The sequence below is a fragment of the Plantactinospora sp. CNZ320 genome, assembly GCF_002846275.1.
Genome location: NZ_PJMP01000001.1, coordinates 5,206,937 through 5,218,736, shown reverse-complemented (window position 1 = coordinate 5,218,736; position 11,800 = coordinate 5,206,937). Strand labels below are relative to the sequence as shown.

Here is an 11,800-nt window from a genome sequence, read left to right as displayed (position 1 = left end):
TGGTGCCCACGGCAGCCGGGCGGGGTCGGTAGAGCGGAGCCGGCTCAGTAGCGCCAGGGGTTGCCGGTGTCCCGGTACTCCTCGATCGGCACCAGCGGGACCTCCGGGTCCATCCGGTCGACGTAGAGCCGGCCCTCCAGGTGGTCGATCTCGTGCGCGACCAGTCGGGCCATGGCGAGTTCGAACGACGTGATCATGCGCTTGCCGTCCCAGCGTGCGTGCTCGACGTCGAGCCGCAACGGCCGGGCGACCAGGCCACGGAGGTCGAAGAGGGAGAGGCAGCCCTCGTACTGCTCGTCGGTCTCCAGGGCGGCGTCGACCACCCGGGGATTGAGCAGTACGACGGGTTCGGCGTCCCGGTCCGGTGGGCGTACCACGGCGGCGGCCCAGGGCAGCCCGATCTGCGGCGCGGCGAGCCCGACCCCCTTGCTGAACGGGTGCAGCTCGTCGAGGCGCTCCAGGGCGGCCCGGAGCCGGGCCACCACCTCCCGGGCGTTGGCGTCGTCCCGGGGCAGGTCGAACTGCCGGGCCGGCTGGCGGAGCAGGTCCGCGCCGAGCTGCACGATGCCGGCGGCCCGCATCCGGTCACTGGCCCGGCCCTCCGTCGATCCCGCCGGTGCGGTGGCGGGCGCGGCCGGCTGGGCCCGGTAGCGCCACTCCAGGCGGTAGCGGGCGTTCAGCGGCGGGTCGTCGGTGGACCACTCGAAGAGCGCCCGGCCGTCCTCGTCGCGCCGGACCAGTGGGGTACGCAGCGGCCCCTCCTCCGCCGACAGCGACGTCTCCACACCCCAGACCTGCGGGTCGAGGTCGAGCGGCAGGTCGAGCCGGAGCGCGAGCCGGCGGGTGGGCAGCCGTACGGCCCGCTGGAACCACTGCCCCCACTTGTCCTGGTTGACCCGGTACGAGTACTCGGTGGTCACCCGCTCGCCCGGGTACAGCGGAAACCGGCCGTCGACGTTCTCGAAGAGCAGCCACACCTCCTTGAACGCGTCCCGGTCGTGCTTCTTGCGCCACTCCATCGGCTCGCGGCTGCCCTGGTCGTCACAGAATGCCTGGAGGTCCAGCTCGGCGAAGGTGAGCGGGTTCTCCCGGTGGTGCCGGTTGGACCGGGCCGGGTCGTTGGGGTAGCGGTCCACGGCTATCCGCACGAGGTAGCGGGTCACCGGCTCGGTGCCGGCGTTGTAGAGCGCCCGCCGGATCACGCACCGGTACGCGCCCTCGTGGAAGGCGAGCGTCGCGGTCTCCTGCTCCACGATCAGGCCGGTGCCGGGCGGCATCCACTGCTCGGGTACGGGTGGGTCGCGGTGGGCGACCGTGCTGGAGCGGGCCTGCCGCAGCTCGTCGTACTCCTGGAAGCGCTGCCAGATCGCTCCGGCGGCACCGAGTACGGCCTCGGCGCGCCGGGCGAAGTCCTCGGTCGGCCGGTGCCGCCGACCCTCGACATGGCTGACGTAGGAAGGGTCGAATCCCATCCGGGCCGCGAGCTGTTTCTTGGTCATCCCACGCTCGACCCGCCGACGGGATAGCTCGGCCGCGAACGAGTCGGCAGCCCGCTCGATTGGCGTGGTCATCTGGTTCCTCTGGCCGGGAATCTCAGTTTGCTGGCCGAGCCGGCCAGTCTGACAGAACTGGCGCGTTAACGACAATGGCTTGACATTCCACCCTCCGTGGATGATCCTCCCCCGCCCACCCCTGGCGTACCGGTCAGATCTTCGACGTGTCCGGACGAACATCTCTGGTCGAGGTGCGCGAGACCCCAACTCTGGTTAGCCTTGCCTTAGTGGGCTATCGTGACGGTCAGTGTCAGACATGGGGGGTTGATCAGGTGTTCCCGAGGCAGACCAGTCCGGTCACGGCCGTCGTGCCGGGCACCTGCCCGCCGGCCGGAACGCCGCGAAACGGCGACGCAGCGTGACCACCCTGATCGGCGACCGCGCCGCCGCACCGCTGGCCCCGGTCACCGCGACCCTGCGGGCCGCCTTCGGCACCGACGAGCTGCCCGGTCTGGCGACCGGTCTGCTGGTCACCGATGAAACCGGCTGGGCCCCCGCCACCGAACTGGTGGACGGCACCCGCCTTCCCGAGCTGCTCGCCGTCACCCGGCAGCGCCGGGGCGCCACCTCGCACGCCGCCGCCGCGCTGGCCTGGAAGTCCTACACCTACTGGCTCCTGCTGCCCGTGGTGCTCGGCTGGGCCTCGGCCCGTCGGGTGCCGCTGCTGCGCCCGGCCGACGTACTGGTCCGGTTCGAGGAGAATCGGCCACTGCTCACCCTCGGCATGCGACGCGGCACCGAGATCGCGGTACTCCCCTCGGACCCGCTGGCCCTGCACGGCCTGCCCGAGGTACGGGTGGTGCTCGGCGAGGCCGAGTTGCTCGCCGCGCTGCGTGCGTCCCTGCTCGACGCGCACCTGACCCCGATGCTGGACTCGCTGCACCAGCAGGTCCGGGTCGGCGCCCGTACCCTGCTCGGCTCGGTCGCCTCGGGCGTGGCACACGGCGTGCTCCGGGCCGCCGACGCGCTGCCCGGCGGCTCGGCCGAAACGATCGGGGCACTCCTCGACACGCTGGGCGTGGCGGACCTGATCGAGCTGGTGCCCGGTCCGACCGGCGAGCTGACCGTGCAGCGCAAGACCTGCTGCCTGGCCTTCACGCTGCCACAGCCCAAGGTCTGCGCCGGCTGCTGCATCCGTACCCCCTGAGCCCACCCGGCAGCCGACGATCCGAGGCGTCACCGACGCGTTCCGGAGCGTGGCGGCCCGCCGAGAGATCGACGCTGGACTGTTACCCCCGCGTCACGCCGGCCCAACGTCCTACGGCTATGTTCGGGTGGTCTGTAACGAAAACGCCCCCGAACCGGCCACAACCGATGCCCGAAGTCGTGAGTTCGGCTCGCACGAGTGCCCCAATTTCCCTACGGTCGTCGTAGATGGTTCACTCTGTCGGTCCAGTGCAGGTCGAGTCAGAGCGTGAGGGATCTACGCATGGCAGAAATAACTGGAGATCAACGCATTCAGGAAGAGGTGCTCGAGGGCCTCGCCACCGCCGTCAACCACCGACGCTGGTTCGTCGAGCTGGCCCTGCCCTACCTGGGCAACAACCCGATCGAGATCGGCAGCGGCCTGGGCGACTACGCCATCGAGTGGGCGCCGTTCCTGGAGCGGTTCACCGCGACCGAGGCCGACCCGGACCGGCTGGTGGCGCTGAAGGAGCGTCTCGCCAGCGAGCCGACCATCGAGGTACGGCAGATGCTGCTGCCCAACACCGAGCAGGGTGACTACAGCGCCGCCGTCTCCTACAACGTGCTGGAGCACATCGAGGACCACGTCGGTGCGCTGCGGAGCATGCGCAACCTGGTCCGGCCCGGCGGGGCGATCGTGCTGATCGTGCCGGCCTTCCAGTTCGCGATGAGCCCGGCCGACATCGCCACCGGGCACGTCCGGCGGTACACCAAGAAGACCATGCGGGCCGCGCTCGAAGAGGCGGGCCTGGAGGTCGAGACGCTGCACTACGCCAACGCGCTCGGCCTGATCGGTTACTACATGGCGACCAGCGTCTTCCGGTTGATGCCGAAGGAAGGGCCGATGGTCAAGGTGTACGACAGCCTCGTACTGCCGGTGACCAAGGCCGCCGAGCGGGTGGTCCGGCCGCCGTTCGGCCAGTCGGTCTTCGCGGTCGCCCGAGTGCCCGCCTGAAGCCACCGCGGGCCACGGGCCGGCATCGGCGGCTGACCTCGCCGGATGCCGGCCCCGCCGCCAGTTTCAGCCCTTCACCTGGTACGTCGGCCGGATCACCGCCCGGGCCAGGGTGTGGAAGGTCAGGTTGAACCCGACGTACGCCGGGCTCGCCTCCGGAGTGAGGTCGAGCTTGGCCACGTCGAGGGCGTGCACGGCGAAGACGTACCGGTGCGGGCGGTCTCCGGCTGGCGGCGCGGAACCGCCGTACGTCTGCTCGCCGTAGTCGTTGCGTACGCTGAACGCGCCCTCGACGCCGGCCGACGACTCCTGCCCGGCCCCCTTGGCCAGCTCGGTCACCTCGGCGGGCACGTTGACAAGCACCCAGTGCCAGAACCCGCTGCCGGTGGGCGCGTCGGGGTCGTAGCAGGTGACAGTGAAGCTCCTGGTCTCGGCGGGGAAGCCGGTCCAGGCGAGCTGTGGCGAGAGGTTCCCGCCGCCGACGCTCGGGTGGGCGAACTCGGCCGCCATCGGCTCGCCGTTCTGGACGTCGTTACTGGTCAACGTGAACGCCGGCACGCTCGGCAACATCTCGTACGGGTCGGGTGGAACGGGTCGGTCGAGAGTCATCGCGATGTCCTTTCCGCACAGCAGGTGGCTCGGGCCGGACAACCGGCGCCGTGCCCTTTCTACCCGTTCGAGGGGTAACCACCCGCGCGGCCCTCGCCAGGCCCGCCGCTCCGGACTGCCGGTGCCGGCGCTACGACTCGGCGTCCTGCGACACCGCGTCGGCGGCGATCCGCAGCGCGGCGGCGGTGACCCCGGGCGGCGGTACTGCCGCGCGGCGGTGGATCTCGACCACCATCGGCCGGCGCGGCTCCTCGACCCGGGCCAGGTAACCACGTGCCGCCGCCAGCGCCTCGCAGTGCAGGACACCGCAGATCCGGCAGATCCCGTCGGCGTCCGAGGCGTGGTCGGCGACGATCCGCCGGGCCACCAGGATCAGTCGGTTCCGCACCTGCACCGGGGTGAGTCGCAGCTCCATGGCGCCCTCGCTTCACACTCCGTACGCCCACCCGGGCGTGACCGTACCCAGCGGTCCCGTACCGCCGATTTCCGCGAAAGTTTTGCACGCAGAATCACCGTGCGATTACTACGCGTAGAGCGTAGGGGTACGCCCCGCGTAGCCGTCAACAGTGTGTGGGACATCTCCCAGGTACCGGAACAGACCCGTACGCAACAGATCCACAAGGGCGGAGGGCGTGGGATTCGAACCCACGAGGACGTTGCCGCCCTACCGGTTTTCAAGACCAGCGCCATCGGCCACTAGGCGAGCCCTCCCGGGGCCGTGGTCGTCGATCCAACGGCGGTCACGGCCGTGCCTAGTGTGCCATGACCGGCCACGGGCCGGGCGTACCAGGCCGGGGCCGCCGGCCGGATCGACGGGTGTGGCCGGACGGATCCCGGATCGAGGCTCGAAGCGGAAGCGAGATCGGGTAAGAGCTTGGGGCGGGAGCGAGATCAGGTAAGACTGGAGCGATGAAGGCGATCACGATTCCCGAGCCGGGTGGACCCGACGCGCTGGTCTGGGCCGACGTGCCCGAGCCGACCCCCGGGCCGGACGAGGTGACGCTCGACATCCGGGCGAGCGCGGTCAACCGGGCGGACCTACTGCAACGCCAGGGGAACTATCCGCCGCCGCCGGGTGCTCCGGCGTACCCGGGTCTGGAGTGCGCGGGCGTGATCAGCGCGGTCGGTGCCGACGTGACCGGCTGGAGCATCGGCGATCCGGCCTGCGCGCTGCTCAGCGGCGGCGGCTACGCCGAGCGGGTGGCGGTGCCGGCCGGGCAGCTTCTGCCGGTACCCGAGGGTGTCGAGCTGGTCGACGCGGCGGCGCTGCCCGAGGTCGCCTGCACGGTCTGGTCCAACGTGGTGCGACTGGCCCGGCTCAGCATCGGGGAGACGCTGCTCGTGCACGGCGGCGGCAGCGGCATCGGTACCTTCGCGATCCAGCTCGGCGCGGCCCTCGGCGCAACGGTGCTGGCCACGGCCCGGGGCAGCAAGCACGACCAGCTCCGCGAGCTGGGCGCCAGCGGTCTCGTCGACTACGCCGAGGAGGACTTCGTCGAGGGGACGAAGCGGCTCACCGACGGCCGGGGCGCCGACGTGATCCTGGACATCATGGGCGGCTCCTACCTCGGGCGTAACGTCAAGGCGCTGGCCACCGGCGGCCGGATCGTGGTGATCGGCCTCCAGGGTGGGCGCAAGGGCGAACTCGACCTGGGGGCGCTGCTGGCCAAGCGGGGTTCGGTGGCCGCGACCGCCCTGCGCTCCCGGCCCGCCGCCGACAAGGCCGCGATCGTCCGGGGCGTACGCGAGGAGGTCTGGCCGCTGGTCGAGTCCGGCGCGGTACGCCCGGTGATCTACCGCCGGCTGCCCATGTCCGAGGCGGCCGAGGCGCACCGGATCGTCGAGTCCAGCGACCACGTCGGCAAGGTGCTGCTCACGGTCGACTGAGTCACCCCGGCGCGTCGGTCGGGTCCGGCTCCGGCTCCGAAGGCCGGGGCGGGGACAGGGACGGGGGCGGGGCGGGCAGCATCCGGCGCGGGCCGGGGCCCTCGGCGGCCAGCTCGTCGCCCGGGTTGTAGAGGTTGCAGCTGCGCAGCGACAGGCAACCGCAGCCGATGCAGTTGGTCAGCTCGTCGCGCAGCCGGGTCATCAGCTCGATCTTCTCGTCCAGCCGGCGACGCCAGCGGGCGGAGAGCCGCGCCCAGTCGGCCTTGGTCGGGGTACGCCCGTCCGGCAGCTCGGCGAGCGCCTCCCGGATGTCCTCCAGCGAGACCCCGAGCTGCTGCGAGATCCGGATGAACGACAGCCGGCGCAGCTCGGACCGGTCGAAGCGCCGCTGGTTGCCCCCGGTACGCCGGGCCCGGATCAGCCCGAGCCGCTCGTAGTAGCGCAGCGCCGAGGTTGCCACACCGGAGCGGGCGGCCAGCTCCCCGATGGTCAGCCCCTCCTGATGCACGTCGATCCTCCCCGTCCCGAAGTGCCTGGGTGAGCGGTCTTGAGTTGAAGCGCGCTTCAACTTGCAGGGTAGAGCCATGACGACAACCGCTACCGCGCCGGGGCGTACCCGCCGATCCGCGCCGAACCCTCGGCGCTCCGAACTGCCGGCCGGACTCTGGCCGCTGCTACACCGGCTGACCGGCGACGAGAAACACGCGCCCAGCGCACACTCGACCCTCGACGTGCTCTGGGTGCTCTACGACCGGGTCCTGCGGGTCTCCCCGGCCACCGTCGACGAGCCCGACCGGGACCGTTTCCTGCTCTCCAAGGGTCACGGGCCGGCCGCCTACTACGCCGTGCTCGCCGCCAAGGGGTTCATCCCGGAACACTGGCTCGACGGCCTCGCCGGCCCGGAGAGCCGGCTCGGCCACCACCCGGACCGGGTGCTGGTCCCCGGAGTCGAGATCGGCGCCGGCTCGCTCGGCCACGGTCTCGGGCTGGGCGTCGGCACCGCGCTCGGGCTGCGCGCCCAGGGCCTGGACAAACCCCGGGTGTACGTCCTGCTCGGCGACGCCGAACTCGACGAGGGGTCGAACCACGAGGCGATGGCGTACGCCGGGGCTACCGGGCTCGGCACGCTCACCGCGATCGTGATCGACAACCAGTCTGCCAGCCACGGCTGGCCGGGCGGCATCGCCAGCCGGTTCACCGTGCACGGCTGGTCCGCCAGCACCGTCGACGGCCGCGACCACGACGCGATCGAGACCGCCCTCACCACCACCCGATCCGCAACCCGATCCGATCGTCCGCACGTGGTCGTCGCGGTCGTCGACCCCAAGGAGTGACCGACGATGCGGGACACCTTCATCGACACCGCCACCGCACTGCTGGACGACGATCCGCGTACGGCAGTCGTGCTCGCCGACATCTCAGCGTCGAGTTTCGCGCCCGCCGCCCGGGCGCACCCGGACCGGGTGCTCAACGTCGGCATCCGGGAACAGTTGATGGTCGGGGTGGCCGGTGGACTCGCCCTGACCGGGTTGCGCCCGATCGTGCACTCGTACGCCACCTTCACCGTCGACCGGGTGTACGAGCAGCTCAAGCTCGACCTCGACCACCAGGGAGTGGGTGCGGTGGTGGCAAGCGTCGGCGCGTCGTACGACGGGGCGAGCATGGGCCGCACGCACATGTCCCCGGGCGACGTGGCCCTGCTGGACACCCTCACCGACTGGACGGTGCACGTCCCCGGGCACCCGGCCGAGGTACCCGGGCTGCTCCGGGCCGCCGCCCGGCACGACGATCGGGTCTACCTGCGACTGTCCACCCAGGTCAACGAGGCACCGATGCCCGGTGCGGGGCGGCTGGCGGTGCTCCGCCGGGGCTCGGCGGGCGGTGCCCTGGTGGTGGCGGTCGGCCCGATGCTCCGGCCGGTGCTGGAGGCGACCGCCGGGCTGGACGTGACTGTCGCGTACACCCACACCCCGCGCCCGTTCGACGTGATCGGACTCCGGGAACTGGCCGGTACCGCCACCTCGGCCGGCACCACCCCGGCGGTGGTACTGGTCGAGCCGTACCTGGCCGGTACCTCGAGCGCGCTGCTCGGCTCGGCGCTGGCCGGGGTACCACACCGATCGCTCTCGCTCGGCGTGGGCCGCACCGACCTGCGGCGTTACGGCGATGCGGCGGACCACGCCCGGTGGCACGGCCTCGACCCGGCGGGCCTGCGCCGGTCGATCGTCGAGTTTCTCGGCTGACCACACGGCACGGCAACCAACCACCAGGTGCGCCCCTGGCCCATCCTCGGGCCGGGGGCGGTCTGGCGTTCTGGTGGTCAGCGCCGGCCGGGGGTCTCCCGTCGGCGGGTACGCTCCCGGCCGAGGATGAACAGCGCCTCGACGCCGTCCTTCCAGGTGATCTTCTTGCCCTCTTCCCGGTTGCGGGCCCGATAGCTGATCGGCACCTCGTAGGGGCGGATCCGGCGGCGCAGCAGCTTGCCGGTCACCTCCGCCTCCATCCCGAAGCCCCGGGAGCGGACGTCCAGCGAGCGGTAGAGCGCGACCGGCATCAGCTTGAAACAGGTCTCCAGGTCGCCGATGTATGAGTTGAAGAGCACATTGGCGGCGGTGGTGACGGCCTTGTTGCCCATCACATACCAGAAGCTGTAGGCGCTGTGGCTGCCGAAGGTCCGATTTCCGTAGACCACTGTGGCCCGGCCGTCGAGTACCGGGGCGAGCAGCTTGGGGATGTCCTGCGGGTCGTACTCCAGGTCGGCGTCGAGGATCACCATGTACTCGCCCTCGGCGTTGTCCACCGCCGTCCGGATCGCCGCGCCCTTGCCGGAGTTGCGCGGATGGGTGATCACCCGGAGCCGGGTGTCGTCGGCCCGGCCGAGGATCTCTCCGGTACCATCTCGGCTACCGTCATCGACCACGACGAGTTCGATTTCGCACGGATAGTCGACCGCGAGGGCCTGCTTGAGGGCGTCCGCGATGCGTTCTTCCTCGTTGTAGACCGGCATGAGGATCGAGAGCTTCACGGGAGTCTCCACGGTGCCGACGACAAATCGGCCCTAGCCTAGCCTGATTACCGGCCTGGGCCATGCCTGGCATCCGCACCCGGCCTCCCCGGGAACGTCCGGCCGGCCGGATCGGCGCGGGCCGGCGGCGGGGTCGCCCGGGTCGGCGACAAAACCGAGGTAAGGAGCGCCCAGCTCTGCGGCGGTGACGTGTCCTAGCCTCCGGCCGGTAGCCGGACGGTGAACCGGGCGCCACCCTCCGGCGCGTGCCCGGCGGTGATCCGGCCGCCGAGCCGGCGCACCAGACCGGCGGCGAGAGCCAGCCCGAGACCACTGCCGACCTTGCGTAACCCCTGGTAGCGCTGGCGCAGCGCACCGCGTTCGAAGGCCACCGCGAGATCGTCGTCGGTCAGCCCCGGCCCGCCGTCCCGGACCTCCAGCACCCCGCCCGGCGGCTCGGCCGGCCCCGCCGGGCGTACCGCGAGCACGATCACCTCGCCCGGCGGTACGACCCGGAGCGCGTTCTCCAGCAGCCCGTCCACGACCTGCCGGATCCGGCCCGGATCGGTGTGCACCGGGATCGGACCGGCCGGCGCCTCGACCCGCAGTACGACGCCGAGCGCGGCACAGCGGGCACTCCACACCCGCGCCGCGTCGGCGGTCAACCGGTTTAGGTCCACCGGCACGGGTTCCAGGGCGAAGTCGGCCGCCTCCAGCCGGGCCAGCGACAGCAGGTCGCCGATCAGCCGGTCGAGGTGTTCCGCCTCGGTGAGCATGGTCTGCCCGGCCCGCTGGGCGCCCTCCGGGCCGACCACCCCGTCGGCCAGCGCCTCGGCGTAGCCCCGGATCGCGGTCAGCGGGGTGCGCAACTCGTGCGAGACGGAGAGCAGGAACTCCCGCTGCCGCCCCTCGCTCTGGGCCAGCGCGGCGGCCAGCTCGTTGAGCGCGTACGCCAGGTCGGCGGCCTCCTCCGGCGGCTCCACCGGCAGGCGTACCGCCCGGTCGCCGGAGCGCAGCCGCGCCGCAGCCGTCGCCGCCTGCCGGATCGGCCGGGCCAGCCGGCGGGCCAGCAGCGCTCCGGCCACCACCCCGGCGGCCAACCCGGCGAGCAGCGGCAGCCAGAGCAGCCCGGCGACGTCCCCCCACAGCCCGGTGGTGGCCGGCCGGGCCAGCACGACGCCGTTGCCGCCGGGCAGCCAGCGCCCCTCGACCATCGCCGGCCGGCCGCCGACCGCCCGCCGCCCGGAGAAGTTCCGGCCGGCGGCGACCCGGTCGACCACCTCGGCGGGCAGGCCGGGCCGGTCGGGGCTGCCGGCCCTGATCAGGTACGCGTCGATGCCCTGGTTGCGCAGTTGCCTGACGATCCGCTCCTCGTCGGCGGCCCGTCCCCGGTCCAGCCGGTTGCGCAGTGCCTCGGCGGCGAGCCGGGCCTGGGCGGTCAACGCGTCCCGGGCCTGCCGTTCGGCCGAGCGGGCCGCCAGTGGCACCGCGACGACGGCGGTCACAAGTACCGACACCAGGGCCACCGCGCAACTGACCGCGACGGCGCGGGCGGTCAGGGTACGCCCGAACCGGCGGGGCCGCTCCGGCTGGGGCGGTTCACCGGTCGAGCCTGCCGCCAAGTGCCCCGCTCCCGCCACCGGGTCAGCCGGGACAGCGGGCACAGCCGGGACAGCCGGGACAGCCGGCACAGTCGGGTCAGCGCGGTCAGCGCGGTCAGCGCGGTCAGCGCGGTCAGCCGGCACAGGCGTACCCGACGCCGCGGTGGGTCCGGATCACGTCGGCGGCCGGGCCGAGCTTGCCGCGTACCTGCGCGACGTGCACGTCGACGGTGCGGGTGCCGGTGTGTGCGGCGTACCCCCAGACGCTGGCCAGCAGCTCCTCCCGGCTGAAGACCCGGCCAGGTCGCGCCATCAGGTGTGCCAGCAGGTCGAACTCGGTCGAGGTGAGCTGCACGGCTTCGCCGGCCACGGTGACCTGCCGGCGTACCGGATCGAGGGTGACCGGGCCGACCACCCGGGGCTGCTCGGCGGCGTCCGGTGCGCCACCGGTCCGGCGCAGCACCGCGCGGATCCGGGCGACCAGCTCGCGTGGGCTGAACGGCTTGGTCACGTAGTCGTCGGCACCGAGTTCCAGCCCGACGATCCGGTCCACCTCGTCGTCCCGGGCGGTAAGGAAGATCACCGGCGTCCAGTCGCCGGCCGCGCGCAGTCGGCGACAGACCTCGGTGCCGGTCAGTCCGGGCAGCGCGATGTCCAGTACGCAGGCGACCGGGCGCAGCCTGCGGGCCGCGGCCAGCCCGGCGTCACCGTCGTGTTCGACGTGTACGCCGTAGCCGTCCCGGGTCAGATAGAGCCGGACCAGGTCGGCGATGGAGCGCTCGTCCTCGACCACCAGGACGAGACCCCGGTGCGGGATGGTGCCGGGTTGCGCGGTGTCGACGGCCACCGGCCAATGATGGCCGACCGACGGCCCGGTGCCCCCGGCGCCAGTGTTCGGATCCGGTACGGGCTGCCGTGGTCGGTACGGGCTGCCGTGGCTCGTGGGCGGCCAGAAGGCAGCCAGAAGGCGGCCGGGTTGGGCGGGCGGCGGCCGGGGTTCCTGACC

General features: G+C 72.3%; 12 protein-coding genes and 1 tRNA gene. 5 read left to right on the top strand and 8 right to left on the bottom strand.

Features of this window, described 5'->3' with window-relative positions; translation table 11 throughout:
- Positions 1–44: 44 nt before the first annotated feature.
- Positions 45–1,571: a peptide deformylase gene (locus CLT71_RS23235; RefSeq protein WP_101368968.1), complete on the bottom strand. Its 1,527-nt coding sequence runs from the start codon at positions 1,569–1,571 to the stop codon at positions 45–47.
- A gap of 349 nt (positions 1,572–1,920) precedes the next feature.
- On the opposite strand from CLT71_RS23235, the gene CLT71_RS23230 reads away from it, so the two are divergent.
- Positions 1,921–2,700: an IucA/IucC family C-terminal-domain containing protein gene (locus tag CLT71_RS23230; RefSeq protein WP_101371715.1), complete on the top strand. Its 780-nt coding sequence runs from the start codon at positions 1,921–1,923 to the stop codon at positions 2,698–2,700.
- Between the two features lie 282 nt (positions 2,701–2,982).
- Positions 2,983–3,693, top strand: a complete 711-nt coding sequence (locus CLT71_RS23225) for a class I SAM-dependent methyltransferase (protein ID WP_101368967.1) — start codon at positions 2,983–2,985, stop codon at positions 3,691–3,693.
- Between the two features lie 66 nt (positions 3,694–3,759).
- On the opposite strand, the gene CLT71_RS23220 is transcribed toward CLT71_RS23225, so the two are convergent.
- From CLT71_RS23220 to CLT71_RS23210, 3 genes are all read right to left on the bottom strand, one after another.
- Positions 3,760–4,302 carry a YbhB/YbcL family Raf kinase inhibitor-like protein gene (locus CLT71_RS23220; protein ID WP_101371714.1) on the bottom strand — a complete coding sequence of 181 codons (543 nt, stop codon included), beginning with the start codon at positions 4,300–4,302 and terminating at the stop codon, positions 3,760–3,762.
- A 130-nt stretch (positions 4,303–4,432) separates the two neighbouring features.
- A complete protein-coding gene (locus tag CLT71_RS23215) occupies positions 4,433–4,717 on the bottom strand; it encodes a hypothetical protein (RefSeq protein WP_101368966.1) in 285 nt (94 codons plus the stop codon).
- A 209-nt stretch (positions 4,718–4,926) separates the two neighbouring features.
- Positions 4,927–5,013: transfer RNA gene (locus CLT71_RS23210), tRNA-Ser, on the bottom strand.
- Between the two features lie 198 nt (positions 5,014–5,211).
- On the opposite strand from CLT71_RS23210, the gene CLT71_RS23205 reads away from it, so the two are divergent.
- Positions 5,212–6,189: an NAD(P)H-quinone oxidoreductase gene (locus CLT71_RS23205; RefSeq protein WP_101368965.1), complete on the top strand. Its 978-nt coding sequence runs from the start codon at positions 5,212–5,214 to the stop codon at positions 6,187–6,189.
- Between the two features lies 1 nt (position 6,190).
- Here CLT71_RS23205 and soxR read toward each other — a convergent pair whose 3' ends face one another.
- Complete coding sequence (gene soxR, locus CLT71_RS23200; protein ID WP_486483402.1) at positions 6,191–6,697, bottom strand: redox-sensitive transcriptional activator SoxR; 507 nt, start codon at positions 6,695–6,697, stop codon at positions 6,191–6,193.
- A gap of 76 nt (positions 6,698–6,773) precedes the next feature.
- Between soxR and CLT71_RS23195 the strand changes: the two genes are divergently transcribed.
- Positions 6,774–7,523 (top strand): thiamine pyrophosphate-dependent enzyme, encoded by a 750-nt coding sequence (locus tag CLT71_RS23195; RefSeq protein ID WP_101368963.1) that lies wholly within the window; start codon positions 6,774–6,776, stop codon positions 7,521–7,523.
- Between the two features lie 6 nt (positions 7,524–7,529).
- Positions 7,530–8,432 (top strand): hypothetical protein, encoded by a 903-nt coding sequence (locus CLT71_RS23190; protein ID WP_101368962.1) that lies wholly within the window; start codon positions 7,530–7,532, stop codon positions 8,430–8,432.
- A gap of 77 nt (positions 8,433–8,509) precedes the next feature.
- Here the strand turns inward: CLT71_RS23190 and CLT71_RS23185 are convergent, their stop codons facing one another.
- From CLT71_RS23185 to CLT71_RS23175, 3 genes are all read right to left on the bottom strand, one after another.
- A complete protein-coding gene (locus tag CLT71_RS23185; RefSeq protein ID WP_101368961.1) occupies positions 8,510–9,214 on the bottom strand; it encodes a glycosyltransferase family 2 protein in 705 nt (234 codons plus the stop codon).
- Positions 9,215–9,408: 194 nt separating this feature from the next.
- Complete coding sequence (locus CLT71_RS23180; protein ID WP_486483401.1) at positions 9,409–10,815, bottom strand: sensor histidine kinase; 1,407 nt, start codon at positions 10,813–10,815, stop codon at positions 9,409–9,411.
- Between the two features lie 112 nt (positions 10,816–10,927).
- Entirely contained in the window at positions 10,928–11,611 is a 684-nt protein-coding gene (locus CLT71_RS23175; protein WP_101371713.1) for a response regulator transcription factor, read from the bottom strand.
- Between the last annotated feature and the right edge of the window lie 189 nt (positions 11,612–11,800).